This window comes from Halodurantibacterium daqingense (assembly GCF_042666235.1).
Taxonomy (GTDB): Bacteria; Pseudomonadota; Alphaproteobacteria; order Rhodobacterales; family Rhodobacteraceae; genus Halodurantibacterium; species Halodurantibacterium daqingensis.
On record NZ_JBHTFQ010000003.1, the window covers coordinates 70755 to 91633 of the forward strand.

Here is a 20879-nt window from a genome sequence, read left to right on the forward strand (position 1 = left end):
GGTTATGCCCGGGGACGCGAGCGGATCAGCCCCACGATATCGTAGGCCTGTTCGATGATCGGGCGGGCGATGGCATCGGCCCGTTCCGCGCCCTGGCCCAGGATGCGATCAATCTCGGCCGGGTCCTGCAGCAGCCGCGTCATTTCGGCGTTGATCGGACCAAGGCGCGCCACGGCCAGATCCGCAAGCACCGGTTTGAAGGTGCCAAAGCCCTGGCCGGCGAACTCTTCCAGCACACCGGCTGGCGTGCTGTCCGAAAGCGCGGCGAAGATATTGACAAGGTTGCGGGCTTCGGGCCGGCCCTCAAGCCCCTCCAGCGTTGTGGGCAGCGGTTCGGCGTCGGTCTTGGCCTTGCGGATCTTCTGGGCGATCGCGTCGGCATCGTCGGTCAGATTGATGCGGCTTTGATCCGATGGGTCGGATTTCGACATCTTCTTCGTGCCGTCACGCAGGCTCATCACCCGGGTCGCGGGGCCTTCGATCATCGGCTCGACGACGGGGAAGAAGTTCACGCCGAAGTCGTTGTTGAACTTGATCGCAATATCGCGCGCCAGTTCAAGGTGCTGCTTCTGATCCTCGCCCACCGGCACATGCGTGGCGTGATAGGCCATGATGTCTGCCGCCATGAGGTTCGGATAGGCAAAAAGCCCCACGCTCGCATTTTCGCGGTTCTTGCCAGCCTTGTCCTTGAACTGGGTCATCCGGTTCAGCCAGCCCATGCGCGCGACGCAGTTGAAGATCCAGGCCAGTTCCGCATGGGCCGAAACCTGGCTTTGGTTGAACAGGATCGACCGCGCCGGATCGACCCCGGCGGCGATGAAACCGGCCGCAAGTTCGCGCGTCGCATGGCGCAGCGTCGCGGGGTCCTGCCAGACGGTGATGGCGTGCAGATCGACGATGCAATAGACCGTCTCGATGCCCTGATCCTGCGCTTCCGAGAACCGCTTGAGCGCGCCGAGATAGTTGCCCAGGGTCAATCCACCCGAGGGCTGGATGCCCGAAAACACGCGCGTCTTGTGCGTGGCCTGGACGAGAGGCGTTTGGACCGCTTCCGTCATCTTGAACTCCATCTGGTAAAACCGGTCCCAGCGGCTTATCGCTGGGGGGATGGCCCGTCAATGCGCCCAGACCGGATGAACCGAATGACCCGTGATTACGCCGCCCCTCCGTTCAACCCGATGCCGCCGGTGGTCTGGCTGCTGGTTCTGCCGCTGGCGGTGATCGAGCTGGTCTTGCAGGCCGGGGCCGCAGGCCTGCTGGGCGGGCCGGATGCGGTGGGCTGGCGCCTGAGCGCGATGCGCAGCTTCGGCTTCTTTGATACGATCTTCAACTGGATGCTGGCCAACCTTCGCTTCCCGCCCGAGCATCTGCTGCGTCTTGTCAGCTACAGCTTCATTCACACCGGCTTTGTCCATGCCCTGTTCACGATCGTGCTGACACTGGCGCTGGGCAAGATGGTGGGCGAGGTCTGGCCCGGGCGGGTCGTGGCGCTGGTCTGGCTGGCGGCAACAGTGGTGGGCGCGGTTGCCTACGGGCTTTTGCTGAACGATCCGGCGCCGCTGGTCGGGGCCTATCCGCCTGTCTTTGGCCTCCTGGGCGCCTTCACCTTCCTTCTTTGGGTCAATCTTGCGGCGCGCGGAGCCAACAAGTTTCGCGCCTTCACGCTGATCGGGATGCTTTTGCTGTTTCGTCTGGTACTGGGGCTGTTCTTCGACGCGGGGAACGGCTGGGTGGCCGAACTTGCGGGCTTTGCCACCGGGTTCGGCCTGTCATTCGTGGTCAGCCCCGGTGCCTGGCCGCGGGTGCTGGAACAGATCCGCCGCCGCTAACGGCGCAGGGCCGCCCTGAAGTCCGCCAGGCGGAAAGCGCCGATCACTGTGCCCGCGCCGAAGTAGCTGGCGATCCCCAACCCGATCAGCAGCGCAAGCGCAAGATAGCGCGCACCGGGTTCCCCCAGCATCGGGCCAAGGTAAAGACCCGCAAGCCAGAGGCAAAGGCCCATGAACAGCGCCGCCGTGATGATCCGCCAGATCCGGTCGCGGAAGCGGTCGTCAAGCTGCGCGGCCGCGCCCATGGTCCGGCTCCCCAGCCAAAGCTGCGCCACCATCGCCCAGCCGGCCAGCGTGGTGCCAAGCGCCGCCGCGGCAAAGCCGATCAACGGCATCAGCCCTACCGCAAGCGCCGCGTTTACCACCATCGACATCAGCGCATAGTGGAAGGGCCGCCGCGTATCCTCGCGCGCGTAGAAAAGCGGTTGCAGAACCTTGTGAAGCACGAAGGCCGGCAGGCCAAGGCCATAGATCGCCAGCGCAAGCGCGGTGTTGATCGTGTCGGTCTCGCTCCACTGGCCACGGCCGAACAGGACCGATGTCAGCGGCACGGCGATCACCACAAGGGCGACTGCGGCGGGCAGGGTCAGCGCCAGCGCGAACTCGGCGCCCCGGTTGAAGGCGGCGCGGCCGCCGGCGATATCTGCGGCGCGCAGCTTGCGCGACAACTCGGGCAGCAAAACGACGCCGACGGCGATGCCCACCACCCCAAGCGGCAGTTGATAAAGCCGGTCCGCATAGTTCAGCCAGGCAATCGCCCCTTCGGTGAACGATGCAACCTGCCGTCCGACGATCAGGTTCACCTGAACCACCCCGCCGGCAAGCACGGCCGGCGCGGCGATGATGGCCAGCCGGCGCAGTTCCGGCGTCAATCGCGGCCGGCGGAAGCGAAAGCTGAACCCGGCACGGCGCACCGCGACCCATGTCACCAGAAGCTGCGCGACCCCGGTTACCGGCACTGTCCAGGCCAGCGTCATCCCCATCGGCCAGTCCAGACGGGCGGCCAGCCAGATCGCGGCGATGAACAGCGCGTTCATCAGGATTGGCACCGCCGCCGTGGCAACGAACCGCCCTGTCGCGTTCAGCACCCCCGACAGAAGCGCCACAAGCGAAATGAACAGGATGTAGGGAAACGAGATCAGGCCAAAATCCACGGCAAGATCAAACCGTTCATCCCCCCAGAAGCCGGCGGCCATCGCCAGCACCAGAAGCGGCATCGCCACCATCCCCAGAAGGGTGAAAAGGATCAGAACGGTGCCCAGCCCCCAGAAGGCATCGCGGGCAAAGCCCTCGGGATCCTCGCCGCTTTCGTATTTCTTGGCGAACATCGGCACGAAGGCCATGTTGAACGCGCCCTCGGCGAAGAAGCGGCGGAACATGTTGGGAAGCGAAAAGGCGACAAAGAACGCTTCGGCAACCGGCCCCGAGCCGAGATAGGCCGCCATCATCATGTCGCGGACAAAGCCCACGATGCGGCTGCCCAGCGTCCAGCCGCCAACCGTCAGGAAGCCTTTGACCAGGCGAATGGGTCGCATCAGGCCTGCGCCCGCTCGGCGCCCTCGGCGATCGCCTGGCGCAGCTTGCGTTCAAGCGCCTCCTGCTTGGCGCGGCTGTGCAGTTTCAGGCCGAACATGTCCTTGACGTAGAAGGTATCCACCACCTGCGCGCCGAAGGTGGCGATCACCGCGCTGGCGATATAAATGTTGTTGGCCGCCAGCGTCCGCGTCAGATCATAGAGCAGGCCGGGCCGGTCCCGGGTATCGACCTCGATGATGGTGTAGATCTCGGACCCTTCGTTGTCGAAGGTGACCGAGGTGGGAAAGCGGAACTGACGTTCGCGCTTCTTGATCTTGTCGCGGTCCTTCAGCGCCTCGCGCGCGACGACTTCGCCGCGGAAGGTCTTTTCGATCATCTGTCGCAGGCGGGGCAGGCGGGCGGATTCGTAGGGATGGCCATCGGCATCCTGGATCCAGAAGACGGCCGTCGCATAGCCGTCCTTCGAGGTATAGGTCCGGGCATCGACCACATTCGCCCCCACCAGCGCCAGCGCACCGGCAAGGCGGGAAAAGATCCCGGGATGATCGGCCAGCACGAAACAGGCCCGTGTGGCATCGCGGTCCTCTTCGGGGCGCAGGTCGATGCGGATCTCGTCATCGGTGATGCCGCGCAGCAGATTGGCAAAGACGACCTGGGTTTCCGTGGTCAGCCCCTGCCAGTAGGGGCCGTAGTGGCGCGCGGTTTCGGCGCGCACATCCTTGCGGTCCCAGTCCGACAGGGCGTCGCGCAGCGCGCGCTTGGCCTCGTCCTCGCGCTTGTCGCGGTTCAGGTCCTCAAGACCGGTTTCCAGTGCCTCGGCCGTGTCACGGTAAAGCTGCCGCAGCAGCATGGCTTTCCAGTTGTTCCATGTGCCGGGGCCAACGCCGCGGATATCGCAGACCGTCAGCACCGTCAGCAGATCCAGCCGCTTGCGGGTCTTGACGGCCTTGGCGAAATCCCGAACCGTGCGCGGGTCCGAGATGTCGCGCTTCTGGGCCATGTCGGACATCAGCAGGTGATAGCGCACCAACCATTCCACGGTTTCGCATTCCTCGGCGTTCAGACCAAGGCGCGGCGCGACGCGGCGCGCGATCTGGGCACCCAGAACCGAATGATCCTCGGGGCGGCCCTTGCCGATATCATGCAGCAGCAGCGCGACATAGATCACCCGCCGGTTGATGCCATCAGCCAGGATCCGGCTGGCGATCGGCAGTTCCTCGACCAGTTCGTTGCGCTCGATCTGCGCGAGGGTCGAGATGCACTGGATGGTGTGTTCGTCCACCGTGTAGTGGTGATAGACGTTGAACTGCATCATCGCCACGATCGGCTCGAATTCCGGAATGAAGGCGCCAAGCACACCCAGTTCGTTCATCCGCCGCAGCCCGCGTTCGGGATTGCCGTGCCGCAACAGCAGATCAAGAAAGATCTGCACCGCCTCGCGGTCTTCGCGCAGCGCATCGTCGATCAGGTTCAGGTTGGCCGCGATCAGACGCATCGCATTCGGGTGCAGCAGAAGCCCCGTCCGCATTGCCTCTTCGAAGATGCGCAAAAGGTTCAGCTTGTCCGCCAGAAAGCTCGTCTCATCCGCGACGGAAAGACGGTTCTGCAGGATGACATAGCCGGGCCGCACCTTGCGCTTGCGGCGGAACAGACCCACGAGCATCGGCTCGCGCTTGACGTGCCGGGCTTCCAGCGCCGTCAGGAAGATACGGGTCAGTTCGCCCACCCGGGTGGCATGGCGGAAATAGTCCTGCATGAAATGCTCGACCGCCCGACGGCCAGAGTGGTCGGAGTATCCCATCCGCTCGGCAACCTCGACCTGCAGGTCGAAGGTCAGCTGATCCATCGCCCGACGCGCGATGTAGTGCAGATGGCAGCGCACCGCCCAGAGGAAGGTCTCGGCCTGGTTGAAGCTGGTGTATTCTTCGCGGCTGAAGACGCCCAGATCGACAAGTTGCGCAGCCCGATCGACCCGGTGCAGGTATTTCGCAATCCAGTAAAGCGTCTGCAGGTCGCGCAGCCCGCCCTTGCCTTCCTTGATGTTGGGTTCCAGCACATAGCGCTGGCCGCCCTGCTTCTTGTGCCTCTCGGCCCGTTCAGCCAGCTTGGCCTCGATGAAGTCGCTGCCGGTACCGCTGAAAAGTTCCGACCAGAGCCTGTCCTTCAACTCGGCCGCAAGGGGCGCGTGCCCACAGAGATAGCGGTGTTCCAGCAACGCGGTGCGGATCGTGTAATCCTCACGGCCAAGGCGCAGGCAGTCCTTCACGGTGCGCGTCGCATGGCCCACCTTCAGCCGCAGGTCCCAAAGGATGTACAGCATGGATTCGACCACGCTTTCCGCCCAGGGCGTGACCTTGTAGGGCGTCAGGAACAGCAGATCCACGTCGGAGTGGGGCGCCATCTCGGCACGGCCATAGCCGCCGACAGCCAGCACGGCGATGCGTTCGGCTTCGGTCGGGTTCGGCAGGGGGTGCAGATGCTCGGTCGCCACCTGAAAGGCGGTCGTGACAATGCCGTCGATCAGCGTCGCCTGTGACAGCACAAGGTGGCGTGCCTTGTGCGGGGCCTGCCGGAAGGCGGCCTCCAGCCGTGCCTCGCCAGCCTTGCGCGCCCGGTCGAGGTGCTCGACCACGACCGAGCGTGCCGTGCGCGCGTCGCCTATGTCTTCAAGCGCCCGCGCCAGATCGGCACGGATGCTGTTCTGGTCGAAAACCTCCGACGCCGGGCAAAGAAGATCGTCCGGCGACGGAACCGCGCCAGGCTCAGAAGCCCGCGCCGGTGAAGCTTCTTGGGGCAGGGTCAACGATGACCACCTCGTTGTTGCGGATCTGGGCCACGGCCAGCCCCCGTTCATTAGTCCCATCCGGGCGCAGACGGAAGACACCATTCACGCCCGCGAAGCCCGAGGACTGGGTGAGACCCGCCCGCGAGAGCGCATTGGGATTGCCCGACCGCACTGCAGCACCGATCGCTGCGATTCCGTCATAGGCAAGCCCGGCGATGGAATGCGGCGCTTCGCCGTAGGCCGCGGTGAACCGCGCCTGGAACTGCTGGTTCAGGCCGGGATCCGGCAATGCGAACCAGCCGCCCTGAACGCCGGGCAGGGCCAGCGTGGCCTGCGGAATGTCCCAGCGGGTCAGGCCGATATATTGCGTTACGTTCCGGTCGATCCCGTTCTCGGGCATCAGTTGCGTGAGAAGCGGCAGCGCCCCTGCCGTGTCGGCAGTCAGGAAGACCGCATCGGCCTGGCGTGCGGCCGCGGAAATCCGGGGCATCGCCTGGATCACGCCGTTCTGCGAAAACTCGAACCCTTCCGAACCCACAAGGTTGGCGCTGCTGCCGGCGATGGCCTGTTCAATCGCGCGGCGCCCGGCTTCGCCTGCGGTGTTCCGTTCATGCACCACGAGGATCCGGCCCTTGCCCTGCCGCGCCGCGAAACGGACCAGCCGTTCGGCCGTGTTCTGGAAGGTCGGGCCAAGCACGAAGACGTTGCCACCGGCAATGTCGGCGTTGTTGGAAAAGCTGAGGACGTTGATGTTCTGCGCGGCAACCGCATTGCCGACGGCATTCGCCTCGCCGCCGAACACCGGGCCAAGGATGATCTGCGCCCCCTCGTTCACGGCCTGCTGTGCCATCGCCGCCGCCCGTTCGGGCTGGCCGGCGGTGTTATACACGCGCAGGTCGATCCGCACACCGTCGAGATCGGCGATCGCAAGCCGCGCGGCATTTTCAAGGCTGCGCGCCAGCAGTTGATCGTTCGCTTGTCCTGAACCTGCGGGAACAAGCAGTGCCACCGGCACCGGCGCATTCCGATCTACCCTTGGCCCCTCATTCGAGGCGGTTGGTCCCACCGGATCACAGGCCGCAAGCCAGAGGGCGGAAACGACAAGTGCCAGCTTCGCGGCCGTGCCGCGCGCCAGGCTGAAAACGGAAAACATCTGGAATTACCTCGCTATCCCTGTTCGGATCATCGTCCAAAGCCTAAGCTTCCGCCAGCATGAAGTAAACTTTGCAGAGGTTGGTTCCATGGAAAGCGAATCGAGGCGGATCCATCGCCCGGAGTCAGGTCGCCAGCCTGCGGCCTTGCCCCCCGGGCTGTATTTCGTATCGACGCCGATCGGCGCTGCGCGCGATATCACCCTGAGGGCACTGGACATTCTGGCCACGGCAGATGTTCTTGCAGCCGAAGACACCCGCACCCTGCGACATCTGATGGAGATTCACGGGATCGACCTGCAGGGGCGGCAGGTTGTCGCCTATCACGATCACAACGGCGAACAGGCGCGTCCACGCCTGCTGCGGGCGCTGTCCGAAGGGCAGAGCGTCGCCTATGCCTCCGAGGCCGGCACCCCCCTTGTTGCGGATCCCGGCTATCAGCTGGGACGCGCGGCCATTGCCGAAGGCTTTGCGGTTCATGCGGCACCGGGGGCTTCGGCCGTTCTGGCGGCGCTGACGATCGGCGGGCTTCCGACGGACCGCTTCTATTTTGCAGGCTTCCCGCCCGCTCAGGCCGGAGCGCGCCGCAAATATCTGGCCGAAGCCGCCGTTGTGCCGGCGACGCTTGTCTTTTACGAATCCCCCAAGCGCATCGGCCGTTTTCTTGAAGAACTGGCCGAAATCATGGGCCCCGACCGAGAGGCGGCCGTGTGCCGCGAACTCACCAAACGCTTTGAGGAGGTGCTACGGGGGTCGCTGGCCGACCTGGCTGAACGGGTGCGCGAACGGCCGCTGAAGGGCGAAATCGTCGTGCTGGTCGATCGCCCCGGGGCGCAGGTCGCCGCACCCGGCGCCGTCGAGGATGCGCTGCGCGACGCCTTGCAGGAGATGTCGAAGAAGGACGCCGTTTCCCATGTGGCCGAGATGCTGAACCTGCCACGCCGGCAGGTCTATCAGGCGGCCCTCGCACTGGAGACGCCGGAATGAGCGGTGCGCTGGGCCACCTGGCCGGGCTTGGCGCGGAATCCGCGGTGGAACGGCATTACGCCGAGGCGGGCGCGCGGCTTCTGGCGCGGCGCTGGCGGGGTGCCGCGGGCGAGATCGATCTTGTCGTGCAGCTGGGCGATACGCTGATCTTCGTCGAGGTCAAGAAAAGCCGCAGCTTCGCCCGCGCGGCCGAGCGGCTGGGGGAGCGCCAGATCCTGCGGCTGATGGGGGCGGCACAGGAATATCTCGGCCTTGCGGGGCTGGGGCTGGATACCGTGATGCGCTTCGATGTGGCGCTGGTCGATGCCAGCGGCCAGATCCGGGTCCTTGAAAACGCGCTCTCGGCCTGAGGGGTGATTGCAACCCGCCGCGCCGCGGTCCATCAAGGGCAGGCAAAGAGGGAGCTTCGGATGGGTCTGAAAGTCGCATTCCAGATGGATCCTATCGGATCCGTCAATATCAACGCCGACAGCACGTTCCGTATCGCGGAAGAAGCGCAGGCGCGCGGGCATGAGCTGTTCTACTACACGCCCGACCGGCTTGCCTACCGCGAGGGGCGCGTCGTCGCACGCGGCTGGCCGCTGACGGTGCAGCGCGTGGAAGGCGCGCATTTCACGCTGGGCGAGGAACAGGAAATCGACCTGGCCGACTGGGATGTGGTCTGGCTGCGCCAGGATCCCCCCTTCGACATGGGCTATATCACCACAACGCATCTGCTGGAGATGATCCATCCCCGGACGCTTGTGGTCAATGATCCGTTCTGGGTCCGGAACTCGCCGGAAAAGCTTCTGGTCCTGCGCTTTCAGGATCTGACGCCACCGACGATGATCGCGCGCGAATTGCGGACGATCCGCGACTTCAAGGCGGTGCATGGCGATGTCATCCTCAAGCCGCTTTACGGCAACGGTGGCGCTGGCGTGTTCCGGCTGGACCCGAATGATCGCAACCTTGCCGCGCTGCACGAGCTGTTCACGACGCTGAGCCGCGAGCCGCTGATCGTGCAGAAGTTCCTGCCCGACGTCTCGAAGGGCGACAAGCGCGTGATCCTTGTGGACGGAGAGCCGGTGGGTGCCATCAACCGCGTACCGGCGGCGGGGGAAACCCGGTCGAACATGCATGTGGGCGGGCGCCCCGAAAAGGTGGCACTGACGGATCGCGACCGCGAGATCTGCTCCATCATCGGCCCGGTCCTGCGCGAGAAGGGCCAGATCTTCGTCGGTATCGATGTGATTGGCGATTACCTCACCGAGATCAACGTGACCTCGCCGACAGGGATCCAGGAGTTGGAGCGATTCGACGGCATCAATGTCGCCGCCCGTATCTGGGAAGTAATCGAGGCCCGCCGGGCGTGACACCGGCGCGCCGCGCCTTCGCCAGAGGCCGGCATTGCACCACGTCCTGGTGATTTCCGAGCCATGCGGGGGACAGGACGGGGGTCGAACCAGCGCTGGCCTTGTGGCGCGTGGATCACGCGAGCCTGCCCTCCGGGCGCTTGGTCAGTCTTCGCGGGCACCCCTTGCTACCGCCGGGCGGCAATGCCGGCAGCATCTCCCGCCTGCCGAGGTCGCCAAAGCGGGGCTGACCCGGGGACCTTGCCCTCGTCCGGCCGCCCTGTCGCGCGACCCTCCCACGCGGGCGCCCGCCAGTCATGCCCTCGAAGTCTGGCTGGATCGCGCGGCTTGCCGGCTCGAACGGTGGACAGACCTTTCTGACGGCGCCAACACAAATTGCAGTCAAGTCCCGCGCCGTCATCTCATCGCCGCGCCTCGTGCCAGAAGGCGCGGGAACGGAGGAAAAGGCGGTGCTCAGGCAGTGTCGGAGTGCGCCGCCGCTCTCGGGACAGGGCAGCCAATGACGCTGGTCATGCCAGGTCCGATCCGCGGCTGTCGCTGCGGTCCCGCTCGTGACGTGATCTGTCGTGGGCGACGGCCTGCTGGCGATGATGACGCAGCTCTGTGGCAGCCAGTGAGACTGGTTGCCCTGGGCGTCGGGCAGTGGCTCACGTGCCCTTGAACCGGTCGCCCCAGCGGTCGCGCGGCGATGAATGCCCTCGGCAGGTCGTCGTGATCTTCTGCACGGCATATTCTGCGCCGGGTCCCGAAAGCATGGTCAGGTCACCTCGTCCGAGCGACGCGGATGCTCGGCAGGTTCAGGCGGTTGGTGTCGTGCCCGCTCAGCCTGTCGACCGCCGAGGCGAGGGATGCTCTAGCTTCCGACCGAGGTTGGCCTGCGTCGCAGGCATTGGGGGTAGGATTCTCGGCCTTTTGCTCCGGCTCTGCTCGCCGGGCAGAGGATCGCTCGGGGCTCGGCGTCTTGGGGGGCTTCGTCCATGCAGCCTCGGGTCCAGGCACCTCCTTCACCACGCGTGCTGTGATCTTGGGGACATCAGGATGACAGGACTCGAGGGGCTGGCCGAAGGCAACCGGCTTCCCTTTACCTGAATGGATCCGGGGCGCGTCATGCTTGCCCAGGGCGAGCCGGTTCCGCTGTCCCGCAGCAATGCCGGCGCTCCTGTCCAGAAGCTCGCGAGGCAGATGCACATGCCAAGGCATTCAAGGCCGGCTCATCGTGTCCGGGCCTGGTGGTGCCGAAGGTGCGACAGCCACTGCGAGAGCACGCGGATCTGGCCGTGGACAGGCCGCGCGGGCCGAGGCTCCGCCGCCAGCGAAAGCGCGACTACATGCAGCGCCGCTCAGCGTCAGCTCGTGCTCAGGCGAAAGCTGACAGCTTCGGCAACATGTGGCTGTCGAACGGTTTCTGATCCGTCGAGGTCTGCGATCGTCCGGGCAACGCGCAGGATCCGGTGATAGCCGCGGGCGGAAAGGCCGAACCGCTCGGCCACGCGCAGAAGCAACGCTCGCCCCTCGCTGTCGGGGGCGGCGATGTCTTCGAGCAGGGCGCCTTCGGCATCGGCATTCACGCGCGCATCCGCCTGATCGGCAAAGCGCGCATCCTGGATGGCGCGCGCGACCGCAACGCGGGCTGCGACCTCTTCGGTTGTCTCTCCGGCATCCGGCAGGTCAAGGTCTGTAAAGGCCACCGGCGGAACCTCGACCCGCAGATCGAAACGATCCATCAGCGGCCCCGAGATACGGCCCAGATAATCCGCACCGCAGGCAGGCGCCCGTGCACAGGCGCGGGCGGGTTCGCTCAGGTGGCCGCAGCGGCAGGGGTTGGCGGCAGCGACGAGCAGGAAGCGGCAGGGATAGCGCACATGCGCATTCGCGCGGGCAACGACGACCTCGCCGGTCTCGATCGGCTGACGCAGTGTTTCCAGAACGGTGCGCGGAAATTCGGGAAGTTCATCCAGAAACAGCACGCCGTTATGCGCAAGCGAGATTTCCCCGGGCTTCGCATTGCGCCCACCCCCGACGATGGCGGCGACCGAGGCGGTGTGATGTGGTTCGCGAAACGGCCGTTCGCGGGATATGCCGCCATCGCCGAGCAAGCCGTAAAGCGAGTGGATCATCGATGTCTCCAGCGCTTCTGGCGGGCTGAGTGGTGGCATGAGCCCCGGCATGCGCGCGGCCAGCATGGATTTCCCGGCGCCGGGCGGCCCGATGAACAGGAGATGGTGGCGCCCCGCCGCCGCGATCTCAAGCGCGCGCTTGGCCCTTTCCTGACCCTTCACATCCCGCAGGTCCCGGAGCGGCCGTCGCTCGGTGACCTCGCCCGGCTGCGCCTGGGGCAGGGCCATCTGCCCGGTGAAATGGCGCACCACCTCGGCCAGGGTCGCGGCGCCCAGGACGCGGGTTGAACCGACCCAGGCGGCTTCCGGCCCGCAGGCCCGCGGGCAGACCAGCGCACGATCCTCGGCCGCGGCCGTCATTGCCGCGGGCAGCGCGCCCACCACCGGCACCAGCTTGCCATCCAGTGACAATTCGCCCAGCGCGACCGCGCTTTCCACCGCGTCGCGCGGCAGGATATCCAGGGCGGCGAGCAATGCCAGCGCGATGGGCAGATCGAAATGCGGTCCCTCCTTTGGAAGGTCGGCAGGCGAAAGATTCACGGTAATGCGCCGCGCCGGCAGTGCGATAGCCATGGCCGAAAGCGCCGCGCGGATCCGTTCGCGTGCCTCCGACACGGCCTTGTCCGGCAGGCCGACGATCGAGAAGGCCGGCAGCCCGGGCGCGACCGCGCACTGCACCTCGACCAGCCGGGCCTCTATACCCTCGAAGGCCACCGTATAGGCCCGTGCAACCATTCACCCTCTCCTTCAGCCCAGGGCAAGAGGTAGCGGAAAGATGCTTTACAAATGGTTAATCAGTCCGGGGCGCCCCCGCTGTCACAAGTGCCATGAAGGCCGGCCATGCGGCGGGATCCGCAACCGTCATGTCGCGGTTGAAGGCAGAGGAAAAGCCGAATATGCGACCCTCGAGGGAGAGGAAATGCGTGACAGCGCCGCCGGAATGGGGACAGGTGGCGTTCTCGGCCGGGCCGGTGACAGAGGGATCCGCCGGAAGTGGCGCTGGCCCTGGCCATGGCCTTTGTGGCCAGTCGCGCCGGTAGAAGGCCTGATCAGGCCCGTCCACAAGGGCCATCGCCCGCCAGCGGCGGAAGGCGGGGTCGGCAAGATGCGCGGCCACATAGGCTGCCGCCCCTGTGCCCACGGGCAGGTTGTAGCCGGCAATTCGCGCTGCCACCGGTGCGAAGAAAACATCCGCGATGCTGTAGTCGCCGCAAAGCCACGGGCCGTGGCTGGCTGTCTCGGTTCTGGCCCACGCCCAAAGTGACTGTAGTCGTTCCAGATCTGCAAGCACCGCTGCGGGTGGCGCGCAATCCTGGTAGGACAGGCGCAGATTCATCGGACAATGGTTGCGAAGCGCGGAGAAACCCGCGTGCATCTCGGCCGCCAGCATGCGGGCGATGGCGCGCGCGCCCGGTTCGGCAGGCCAATGCCCTGCAGTGGGGTGACGCGCAGCAAGCTCCTCGGCGATGGCGAGGCTGTCGGCGATCACGATCCCGTCGGGCAGGCGCAGTGCGGGGACCGTCCTTGCCGGGAAGAACCGGGCCAGAAGTGCGTCGAACGCCGGATCGTAGAGCCGGGCGCTTTCGATATCGCAGGCAATACCGAACCGTTCGAAGGACAGCCAGCCGCGAAGGGACCAGCTGGAATAGGCACGATCTCCGATGGCAAGCGTGTAGGTCATCCCGGCCTCCTGTCACCGACGAGGTTAGAGAGGCCAGGCCGATCCGTCCAATGGCTTTTCCAGGGGGCTGCGGATCACGGACGATGATTGATCGGGCCGGCGCGCCAGCCTTTCGGGCTGCGGATGATCCGCGTCAGCGACAGTGGCTCGATCCTTTGGGCAAAGGCCTCGGGGGTGGTCAGGCCCAGGGCGCGTTCGATCTGGGTCAGGATGACGCCGACATGCGCCACCGCGATGATATCGCGCCCGGCATGTTCCAACGATACCGCGTCAACTGCGGCATTGACCCGGTTCTGAGGGTCGCGCCAGCTTTCGCCTCCCGGCGCAGCGATGGTGCCCGGTGCTTCCCGGAAGGCGCGCAAAAGCTGCGGATAGCTTGCGCCCACCTCTGCGTGGGCCTGGTCCTCCCAGGCGCCAAAATGAATCTCGTGCAGGGTGGGGAAATGGGGCAGGCGCTGCCGGTCGCCCTGAAGCCGGTCAGCTGTGACGAACGCGCGGCGCAGGTGGGATGACAGGATCACCGCGCGCGCCGGCAGTGCCGCCGCAAGCCGCTCAAGCGCACCGCGATCAGACAGATCGGCTGGCGGATCCGTCCAGCCGATCATCGCGCTCGCATGCGTCGGGCCGTGCCGGATCCAGTGCCAACGCGTTTCTGTCATGGCGGAAGCTGCCCTTGAGCATCAGCGGCAGGCCCGCCACTATCAGCGCGTCCAGCCCTGCTTCAGCGAACAGCGCCTGATTGAGCCGCCCCTGTGCATCCCGAAATGCGCACGCCAGTGCGTTTTCCGGGACGACGCCTTGGCGACCTCGTTCGAGATGACGATCACCGGCGCCCGGCGGCTGCGAAGGCCGGCCAGAAGCGCCGTGGTTTCGCGCTCCGAGGCGGCGCTATCCGGCATCACGTTCGACAGCCAGAGCGTGGCGCAATCCAGCAGGACCGCCGCATCGGCCGGAATATCGTGCAGGTGGCGGGCGGGATCATGCGGTGCCTCGATGGTTGTAGCCCGGGCCGCGCGCGGCAAGATGGGCCGCAACGCGGTCGCGCATTTCATCGTCAAAGCCCCGGGGGCTGTGGCCGGATAGATCCGCCGCCGCCCACTTTGCGACACGAGTTTTTTCCCCAGCGAGGATTTTCCGGAACGGGCGCCACCAATGATAAGGCTGAGAGGGGAAGTATTAAGGGGAACTTTCAAATGATCCGGTCGTTTGGTCCATGCGTATCAACCCGTGATCAGACAGTTAAGAGAGTTTCGGCTTCGGCCCAGACCGGGGGTTCAAATGGCACTGGACGGCTACAACGACCATGGTTTTTCCCGCCGCGCGATGAAGGCGGAACTTCTTGACGCCGAGACCGAGCTGCGGCTGGCCTATGCCTGGCGGGACCGGCGTGACGAACAGGCGCTGCACCGGCTGATCAACGCCTATATGCGGCTTGCGATCTCGATGGCCTCGAAGTTTCGCCGCTATGGCGCGCCGATGAACGATCTGATCCAGGAAGCGGGCCTTGGCCTGATGAAGGCCGCCGACAAGTTCGATCCCGACCGGGGGGTGCGCTTTTCCACCTATGCCGTCTGGTGGATCAAGGCGAGCATTCAGGATTACGTCATGCGCAACTGGTCGATGGTGCGCACCGGTTCGACCTCCAGCCAGAAGTCGCTGTTCTTCAACATGCGCCGGGTTCAGGCGCGGCTTGAACGCGAAGCGATGGCGCGGGGCGAACAGCTTGACGGGCACCAGTTGCGCGAGATGATCGCCCATGAGGTCGGGGTGCCACTGCATGATGTCGAGATGATGGAGGGGCGGCTTTCGGGATCCGATTATTCGCTCAACGCCACCCAATCGACCGAGGACGAAGGGCGCGAATGGATCGATGCGCTTGAGGACGACGGCATTCAGGCCGCCCAGCTCGTGGAAGAGGTGCATGACGCGGCGCGGCTGCGCGAATGGTTGCTGGTCGCCATGGCGTCGCTGAACGAACGCGAGCGCTTCATCGTGCGCGAACGCAAGCTGCGCGAGGAACCGCGGACGCTGGAGTCGCTGGGTGCCGAACTGGGCCTGTCGAAGGAACGTGTCCGTCAGCTTGAAGCGGCGGCCTTCGGCAAGATGCGCAAGAGCCTTGAGGCTCAGTCGCGGGAAGTCCATAACTTTCTTGCATGAAACGCTGGCTTGCGTCCTTCGTCATCGCGATGATCCCCCTTGGCGGGGCAGCGACGGAGATAACGCCAGAGGCACTGGAGATGCTTCCTCCGGCCGATGTGGTGATCCTCGGCGAGGTGCATGACAACCCCGTCCACCATGCGAACCAGGCGCGTGCCGTGCGCGCGCTTGCGCCCCGCGCCCTGGTGTTCGAGATGCTGACCCCTGAACAGGCGGCAGCCGGTGCATCCGCCCCGCGCACCGATGCCGACGCGCTGTCGCAGGCACTCGGCTGGGAAGGATCAGGGTGGCCATCATTCACGCTTTATCATCCGATGTTCATGGCCGCGCCCGAGGCGCGGATCTATGGCGGGGCCTTGCCGCGCGATGAGGTGCGGCGCGCGATGCAGGACGGTGCTGCGGCTGTCTTTGGCGAGGATGCCGCGACCTATGGGCTTGCCCGACCGCTGCCCGACCGGGAACAGGACCTGCGCGAGCAGGAGCAGTTCGCCGCCCATTGCGCCGCCCTGCCGCGGGATATGCTGCCGGGCATGGTCGAAGCCCAGCGCCTGCGCGATGCGGCGCTTGCCCGCGCCGCCCTTCAGGCGATGGAGCAGACGGGCGGGCCGGTTGCCGTCATTACCGGAACCGGCCATGCGCGCCGCGATTGGGGGATCCCGGCCAAGCTTGCCCGCGTGGCCCCCGGGCTTTCGGTTCTTGCGCTTGGGCAGTTCGAGGGCGCACCCGAGGCCGATCCGCCCTTCGATCTCTGGATCGTGACGGATGCGCCTGAGCGCGAGGATCCTTGCGCGTCCTTCGGCCCTTTTGGCGGAAGCGGTTGAGTTCCATTGCTGCCGGCCCTAAACCGGTGCTGCGCGACCGGCGGCGCACGCTGGATCATGGAGGCCGCATATGCTGGCGGGCAAACGCATACTTCTGATCATCGGCGGCGGAATCGCGGCCTACAAGTGCCTTGACCTGATCCGCAGGTTGAAGGGGCAGGGGGCATCGGTGACGCCGGTTCTGACCCGGGCGGGGGAACAGTTCGTCACGCCCCTGTCGTTATCGGCGCTTGCCGGCCACAAGGTGCATCGTGACCTGTTCGATCTGACCGAAGAGGCCGAGATGGGTCATATCCAGCTGTCGCGCGCGGCGGATCTGGTCGTGGTGGCGCCCGCGACTGCGGATCTGATGGCGCGGATGGCGGGGGGCCACGCCGATGATCTGGCCACTACGCTGCTAATGGCCACCGACAAGCGCGTGCTGATCGCCCCGGCGATGAATGTGCGGATGTGGCAGCATCCGGCGACCCAGCGCAACCTGGCGCTACTTGAGGCCGATGGCGTGCTGGTCGTCGGCCCGGCGGTTGGCGACATGGCCTGTGGCGAAACCGGCCCGGGCCGAATGGCAGAGCCGGCCGAGATCGTTGCGGCCATTGCCGCGGCCCTGGGTTCGGGGCCGCTGGGCGGGCGCCATGTCATCGTGACCTCTGGGCCCACGCACGAGCCGATCGATCCGGTACGCTACATTGCCAACCGGTCGTCCGGGGCGCAGGGGACGGCACTTGCGGCGGCACTGCTGGCGCTGGGCGCTCGGGTGACCTTCGTGACCGGCCCCTCGACGATACCGCCCCCGGCGGGGGCGCAGGTCGTCCGGGTGGAAACCGCGCGGGAAATGCAGGCCGCGGTTCTGGAGGCCTTGCCGGCCGATGCGGCGGTCTGTGCGGCAGCTGTCGCCGACTGGCGCGTTGAAAATCACAGTGGCAGCAAGCTCAAGAAAACCGCCGGCGGCGCGCCGCAGCTGGTCTTTGCGGAAAACCCGGATATTCTTGCCCAACTGTCCGGATTGGGCGACGGACGGCCTCGGCTGGTGGTGGGCTTTGCCGCAGAAACCGATGATGTCATTGCCCACGCCACGGCCAAGCGCGCCCGCAAGGGGTGTGACTGGATCGTTGCCAACGATGTCTCTCCGGCGACGGGCATCATGGGGGGCAGTGAAAACGCCGTGACGATCATTACCGCCACCGGACAGGAGGCCTGGCCACGCATGACCAAACACGCTGTCGCAACACGATTGGCATCCCGCATTGCCGAGGCCTTGGCATGAGCCCGGTCCTGCGCCTGCAATGGGATGAAGGTGCGGATCGCGCGTTGCCGCTTCCGTCCTATGAAACCGCGGGGGCTGCCGGTGCGGATCTGCGGGCAAACCTGCCCGAGGATCTGCGCAACTGCGGCCTGACGCTTGCGCCGCAGGAGCGGCGGCTGATCCCGACAGGGCTGCGCGTCGAGATCCCCGAGGGCTATGAAATGCAGATCCGGCCGCGGTCGGGGCTTGCCCTGAAGCATGGGATCACGCTGGCCAACGCCCCCGGCACGATCGACGCAGACTATCGCGGCCCCTTGGGCGTGATCCTGATCAACCTGGGCGATGAGCCGTTCCGACTTGCCCATGGGGACCGGATCGCGCAGGCCGTGGTGGCGCCGGTCGTGCAGGTGCGGTTTGAGCTTGCCGAGACGCTGGCGAGCACGGCCCGCGGCACCGGCGGCTTTGGGTCCACCGGGCGCGGCTGATGGCGCTGGTCCTTGTCCTTGCCGCGACGATCTGGGGCGTGGGCTGGGCCATGAAGGCGCCCCGGCGCCATCGGCTTGCCATGATCGGGCTATTGCTGCTGGCGGTCGTCCTTCTGCAACTCGTGTTGCCCCAAGGCCATCCCATCCGCGAGGCAACCGGCGGCTCGGCTGTCGTCTGGCTGGTGCTGGCGGGGATCGTGGCGCTGCTTTACGGCTATGGCATGCTGCTGGGCCGGCTGCGCCGGCGCGGCGCGCCCGTCGAGGCGCCGGCAGGGACGGCAGGCAGCACGCCTGCGACGATGCGCCCGGCCGAGCTTGACCGCTATGCACGCCACATCATGCTGCGCGAAATCGGCGGCCCCGGCCAGAAGGCACTGCGCAAATCGCGGGTTCTGGTGCTGGGCGCGGGAGGGCTGGGATCGCCGGTGCTTCTTTATCTGGCGGCAGCGGGCGTGGGCACGATCGGCATCATCGATGATGACGTGGTGGACAACTCCAACCTGCAACGCCAGATCATCCATGCCGACGCCCGGATCGGCATGCCCAAGGTGTTTTCCGCGCAGATCGCGCTCGAGGCGCTCAACCCCTTTGTCACGATCCGTCCTTATTACCGGCGCCTGACCGAGGATATCGCGCCCGCACTGTTCGCCGATTATGATCTGATCGTCGATGGCACCGACAACTTCGACACCCGCTACCTGGCCAACCGGATCGCTGTGTCCCTGGGCAAGCCGCTGATCTCTGGCGCGATGAGCCAGTGGGAAGGCCAGATCAGCCTGTTTCATCCGCAGGCCGGCACGCCCTGCTACGAATGCATCTTCCCGACGCGCCCCGCCCCCGGCCTTGCACCCAGCTGCGCCGAGGCAGGCGTCGTCGCACCCCTTCCCGGCGTCATTGGCGCGATGATGGCCCTGGAGGTCATCAAACATCTTGCCGGCGCCGGGCAGGGATTGGGCGGGCGGATGCTGATCCATGACGCGCTTTTTGCCGAAACGCGCACCATTGCGCTGCGCAAACGTCCCGATTGTCCGACGTGCGCCGCTGGCTGAGGCTGGACAGTCGTGACGCGGGGCGCATACTGGCCTCAGAACCATAGGGGAGCCTCTTGCCGATGATCCGTTCCGTCCTTCTTGCCGCCGTGTTGCTGGCACCCGTTGCCGCCGTTGCCGACCTGCCGGATCTTGGCGGACGCGAGATTGTCGTGGCGACCGAGAATGCCTATCCGCCGCTGCAGTTCGTGGATCCCGCCAGCGGCACCGCAATCGGCTGGGAATATGACGCGATGGCCGAGATCGCGCGGCGCCTGAACCTGACGCTGAACTATCAGAACATCAGCTGGGAGGCGATGATCCCGGCGGTTTCGGAAGGCCAGATGGACATGGGCATGACCGGGATCACGATCCGCGACGATCGCGCCGAGATGGTTGATTTCTCGGCCCCCTACATGCGCTCGGAAATGGTGATGCTGGTGCGCGCCGATGAGACGCGCTTTGCCGATGCCGAAGGCTTTGCCGCCGATCCCGGCCTTCTGGTGGCGGCCCAGCCGGGCACCACCCCCTTCTATGTCGCGGTCTATGACCTGCTGGATGGGGATGAGGCCAACCCGCGCATCCGCCTGTTCGAGACCTTCGGCGCCGGCGTGCAGGCGCTGCGTGCGGGCGATGTGGATCTGGTGCTGACGGATGGCACTGCGGGCGAGGGCTACGTGGCGGCCAACCCCGACCAGTTCCGGATCGTCGGCGCGCCGCTTGGCAGCGAGGATTTCGGGTTCATCTTCCCGAAAGGGTCGGATCTTGTGGCGCCGATCAACGCCGCGATCGAGGAGCTGCGGGCGGATGGCACGCTTGATGCGCTCGATACGCGCTGGTTCCTAGATTACAAGATGGGCCAGTGACAGGCTGCGCTTGCCGAGGGCGATGCCCGGCATGACTTCACCCCGGCAGGAGGATTTTCCCTGGTGGCTGGTGGTCCTGGTATTGCTGGGCGGCTGGCTGTTCTGGCGCGTCGTGTCGGACGGCGTCTATGCGCAGGTTCTGGCGACCGTGTCGCGCGGCATCGGCGTGACCGTCTTCGTGACGCTGGTGGCCTTTGGCCTTGCCGCGCTCTGGGGGTTGATGCTGGCGATGGCGGCGCTGTCGCGGTTCATGATCCTGCGCCAGCTTTCCCGGCTTTACGTCGAGATCCTGCGCGGCATTCCGATCATCGTTCTGCTGCTCTATGTCGCTTTCGTGCTTGCTCCGGCGCTGGTCGCGGGGTGGAACTGGATCACCGCGCCCCTGGGGTTCGAGCCGTTCCGAACCCGCGACCTGTCGCTTTTGTGGCGCGCCATCATCGCGCTGGCGATCGCCTATTCAGCCTTCCTGTCGGAGGTGTTCCGCGCCGGGATCCTGTCGGTCGGGGTTGGGCAGATCGAGGCAGCGCAGGCGCTTGGGCTCGGGCGCTGGCAAAGCTTTCGCCGCGTGGTCTTTCCCCAGGCGATCCGCACGATCCTGCCGCCCCTGGGCAATGACTTTGTCGCCATGGTCAAGGACAGCTCGCTTGTGTCGGTGCTGGGGGTGATGGATGTCACGCAGCTCGGCAAGGTGACGGCGGCGGGCAATTTCCGTTATTTCGAAACCTACAACGTTGTGGCGCTGATCTATCTGACCATGACGATCGGCCTGTCCCTGCTGCTGCGGCGGCTCGAACAGCGCCTGCGCCGGCGCGGCTAGGGCTGGCATCCGCGCGCCGCGCGC

Annotated in this window: 18 protein-coding genes and 1 pseudogene; 11 read left to right on the forward strand and 8 right to left on the reverse strand. The window is 65.9% G+C overall.

Annotated features, from left to right (window positions below; genetic code table 11):
* Positions 1 to 2 precede the first annotated feature (2 nt).
* Entirely contained in the window at positions 3 to 1058 is a 1056-nt protein-coding gene (gene trpS, locus ACFQXB_RS06530; RefSeq protein WP_377400970.1) for a tryptophan--tRNA ligase, read from the reverse strand.
* 84 nt (positions 1059 to 1142) lie between these two features.
* On the opposite strand from trpS, the gene ACFQXB_RS06535 reads away from it, so the two are divergent.
* Positions 1143 to 1829 carry a rhomboid family intramembrane serine protease gene (locus ACFQXB_RS06535; protein WP_377400973.1) on the forward strand — a complete coding sequence of 229 codons (687 nt, stop codon included), beginning with the start codon at positions 1143 to 1145 and terminating at the stop codon, positions 1827 to 1829.
* Here ACFQXB_RS06535 and murJ read toward each other — a convergent pair.
* Genes murJ through ACFQXB_RS06550 form a run of 3 tightly spaced genes read right to left on the reverse strand, consistent with a single transcriptional unit; the run spans position 1826 to position 7303 of the window.
* Positions 1826 to 3364 carry a murein biosynthesis integral membrane protein MurJ gene (gene murJ, locus ACFQXB_RS06540; protein ID WP_377400976.1) on the reverse strand — a complete coding sequence of 513 codons (1539 nt, stop codon included), beginning with the start codon at positions 3362 to 3364 and terminating at the stop codon, positions 1826 to 1828. The two genes, ACFQXB_RS06535 and murJ, sit on opposite strands and share 4 nt — an antisense overlap.
* Entirely contained in the window at positions 3364 to 6168 is a 2805-nt protein-coding gene (locus ACFQXB_RS06545) for a [protein-PII] uridylyltransferase (RefSeq protein WP_377400979.1), read from the reverse strand. Before ACFQXB_RS06545 ends, murJ begins: the two co-directional genes overlap by 1 nt.
* Positions 6128 to 7303, reverse strand: coding sequence for a penicillin-binding protein activator (locus ACFQXB_RS06550; protein ID WP_377400982.1), 1176 nt, complete (start codon positions 7301 to 7303; stop codon positions 6128 to 6130). The genes ACFQXB_RS06545 and ACFQXB_RS06550 overlap by 41 nt, the downstream gene beginning before the upstream one ends.
* Positions 7304 to 7391: 88 nt before the next feature.
* Here ACFQXB_RS06550 and rsmI point away from each other — a divergent pair, with 88 nt between their 5' ends.
* From rsmI to gshB, 3 genes are read left to right on the forward strand one after another with little or no spacing between them, the layout of a single operon-like run.
* Entirely contained in the window at positions 7392 to 8288 is an 897-nt protein-coding gene (gene rsmI / locus ACFQXB_RS06555) for a 16S rRNA (cytidine(1402)-2'-O)-methyltransferase (RefSeq protein ID WP_377400985.1), read from the forward strand.
* Complete coding sequence (locus ACFQXB_RS06560; RefSeq protein ID WP_377400988.1) at positions 8285 to 8638, forward strand: YraN family protein; 354 nt, start codon at positions 8285 to 8287, stop codon at positions 8636 to 8638. The genes rsmI and ACFQXB_RS06560 overlap by 4 nt, the downstream gene beginning before the upstream one ends.
* A 60-nt stretch (positions 8639 to 8698) precedes the next feature.
* Positions 8699 to 9640 carry a glutathione synthase gene (gene gshB / locus ACFQXB_RS06565; RefSeq protein WP_377400991.1) on the forward strand — a complete coding sequence of 314 codons (942 nt, stop codon included), beginning with the start codon at positions 8699 to 8701 and terminating at the stop codon, positions 9638 to 9640.
* Positions 9641 to 10986: 1346 nt separating this feature from the next.
* Here the strand turns inward: gshB and ACFQXB_RS06570 are convergent.
* The 4 genes and pseudogenes from ACFQXB_RS06570 to ACFQXB_RS06585 form a co-directional block, all read right to left on the reverse strand.
* Positions 10987 to 12492, reverse strand: a complete 1506-nt coding sequence (locus tag ACFQXB_RS06570) for a YifB family Mg chelatase-like AAA ATPase (RefSeq protein WP_377400994.1) — start codon at positions 12490 to 12492, stop codon at positions 10987 to 10989.
* Positions 12493 to 12547: 55 nt separating this feature from the next.
* A complete protein-coding gene (locus tag ACFQXB_RS06575) occupies positions 12548 to 13438 on the reverse strand; it encodes a glutathione S-transferase (RefSeq protein ID WP_377400997.1) in 891 nt (296 codons plus the stop codon).
* Between the two features lie 74 nt (positions 13439 to 13512).
* Positions 13513 to 14097, reverse strand: a complete 585-nt coding sequence (locus ACFQXB_RS06580) for a histidine phosphatase family protein (RefSeq protein WP_377401000.1) — start codon at positions 14095 to 14097, stop codon at positions 13513 to 13515.
* Positions 14006 to 14547, reverse strand: a pseudogene (locus ACFQXB_RS06585) (bifunctional adenosylcobinamide kinase/adenosylcobinamide-phosphate guanylyltransferase). The gene ACFQXB_RS06580 and the pseudogene ACFQXB_RS06585 overlap by 92 nt, the downstream one beginning before the upstream one ends.
* 169 nt (positions 14548 to 14716) lie before the next feature.
* Between ACFQXB_RS06585 and ACFQXB_RS06590 the strand changes: the two are divergent.
* The 7 genes from ACFQXB_RS06590 (at position 14717) to ACFQXB_RS06620 (ending at position 20855) form a co-directional block, all read left to right on the forward strand.
* On the forward strand, positions 14717 to 15595 hold the full coding sequence (locus tag ACFQXB_RS06590) for an RNA polymerase factor sigma-32 (protein ID WP_377401003.1): 879 nt from the start codon (positions 14717 to 14719) through the stop codon (positions 15593 to 15595).
* Positions 15592 to 16416, forward strand: coding sequence for a ChaN family lipoprotein (locus ACFQXB_RS06595; protein ID WP_377401006.1), 825 nt, complete (start codon positions 15592 to 15594; stop codon positions 16414 to 16416). Before ACFQXB_RS06590 ends, ACFQXB_RS06595 begins: the two co-directional genes overlap by 4 nt.
* A 70-nt stretch (positions 16417 to 16486) precedes the next feature.
* Positions 16487 to 17680, forward strand: coding sequence for a bifunctional phosphopantothenoylcysteine decarboxylase/phosphopantothenate--cysteine ligase CoaBC (gene coaBC / locus ACFQXB_RS06600; RefSeq protein ID WP_377401009.1), 1194 nt, complete (start codon positions 16487 to 16489; stop codon positions 17678 to 17680).
* Entirely contained in the window at positions 17677 to 18144 is a 468-nt protein-coding gene (dut, locus tag ACFQXB_RS06605; protein WP_377401012.1) for a dUTP diphosphatase, read from the forward strand. Before coaBC ends, dut begins: the two co-directional genes overlap by 4 nt.
* Positions 18144 to 19193 carry a HesA/MoeB/ThiF family protein gene (locus ACFQXB_RS06610; protein ID WP_377401015.1) on the forward strand — a complete coding sequence of 350 codons (1050 nt, stop codon included), beginning with the start codon at positions 18144 to 18146 and terminating at the stop codon, positions 19191 to 19193. The genes dut and ACFQXB_RS06610 overlap by 1 nt, the downstream gene beginning before the upstream one ends.
* A gap of 62 nt (positions 19194 to 19255) precedes the next feature.
* Complete coding sequence (locus ACFQXB_RS06615; protein ID WP_377401018.1) at positions 19256 to 20038, forward strand: transporter substrate-binding domain-containing protein; 783 nt, start codon at positions 19256 to 19258, stop codon at positions 20036 to 20038.
* Between the two features lie 31 nt (positions 20039 to 20069).
* Positions 20070 to 20855: an amino acid ABC transporter permease gene (locus ACFQXB_RS06620; protein WP_377401022.1), complete on the forward strand. Its 786-nt coding sequence runs from the start codon at positions 20070 to 20072 to the stop codon at positions 20853 to 20855.
* The last annotated feature ends 24 nt before the right edge of the window (positions 20856 to 20879 follow it).

What these genes read in the sequence shown, in the direction of transcription:
- trpS (WP_377400970.1), bottom strand. Translation starts at nt 1,058, where the DNA reads ATGACGGAAGCGGTCCAAACGCCTCTCGTCCAGGCCACGCACAAGACG.
- ACFQXB_RS06535 (WP_377400973.1), top strand. Translation starts at nt 1,143, where the DNA reads ATGACCCGTGATTACGCCGCCCCTCCGTTCAACCCGATGCCGCCGGTG.
- murJ (WP_377400976.1), bottom strand. Translation starts at nt 3,364, where the DNA reads ATGCGACCCATTCGCCTGGTCAAAGGCTTCCTGACGGTTGGCGGCTGG.
- ACFQXB_RS06550 (WP_377400982.1), bottom strand. Translation starts at nt 7,303, where the DNA reads ATGTTTTCCGTTTTCAGCCTGGCGCGCGGCACGGCCGCGAAGCTGGCA.
- rsmI (WP_377400985.1), top strand. Translation starts at nt 7,392, where the DNA reads ATGGAAAGCGAATCGAGGCGGATCCATCGCCCGGAGTCAGGTCGCCAG.
- ACFQXB_RS06560 (WP_377400988.1), top strand. Translation starts at nt 8,285, where the DNA reads ATGAGCGGTGCGCTGGGCCACCTGGCCGGGCTTGGCGCGGAATCCGCG.
- gshB (WP_377400991.1), top strand. Translation starts at nt 8,699, where the DNA reads ATGGGTCTGAAAGTCGCATTCCAGATGGATCCTATCGGATCCGTCAAT.
- ACFQXB_RS06570 (WP_377400994.1), bottom strand. Translation starts at nt 12,492, where the DNA reads ATGGTTGCACGGGCCTATACGGTGGCCTTCGAGGGTATAGAGGCCCGG.
- ACFQXB_RS06575 (WP_377400997.1), bottom strand. Translation starts at nt 13,438, where the DNA reads ATGACCTACACGCTTGCCATCGGAGATCGTGCCTATTCCAGCTGGTCC.
- ACFQXB_RS06580 (WP_377401000.1), bottom strand. Translation starts at nt 14,097, where the DNA reads ATGACAGAAACGCGTTGGCACTGGATCCGGCACGGCCCGACGCATGCG.
- ACFQXB_RS06590 (WP_377401003.1), top strand. Translation starts at nt 14,717, where the DNA reads ATGGCACTGGACGGCTACAACGACCATGGTTTTTCCCGCCGCGCGATG.
- ACFQXB_RS06595 (WP_377401006.1), top strand. Translation starts at nt 15,592, where the DNA reads ATGAAACGCTGGCTTGCGTCCTTCGTCATCGCGATGATCCCCCTTGGC.
- coaBC (WP_377401009.1), top strand. Translation starts at nt 16,487, where the DNA reads ATGCTGGCGGGCAAACGCATACTTCTGATCATCGGCGGCGGAATCGCG.
- dut (WP_377401012.1), top strand. Translation starts at nt 17,677, where the DNA reads ATGAGCCCGGTCCTGCGCCTGCAATGGGATGAAGGTGCGGATCGCGCG.
- ACFQXB_RS06610 (WP_377401015.1), top strand. Translation starts at nt 18,144, where the DNA reads ATGGCGCTGGTCCTTGTCCTTGCCGCGACGATCTGGGGCGTGGGCTGG.
- ACFQXB_RS06615 (WP_377401018.1), top strand. Translation starts at nt 19,256, where the DNA reads ATGATCCGTTCCGTCCTTCTTGCCGCCGTGTTGCTGGCACCCGTTGCC.
- ACFQXB_RS06620 (WP_377401022.1), top strand. Translation starts at nt 20,070, where the DNA reads ATGACTTCACCCCGGCAGGAGGATTTTCCCTGGTGGCTGGTGGTCCTG.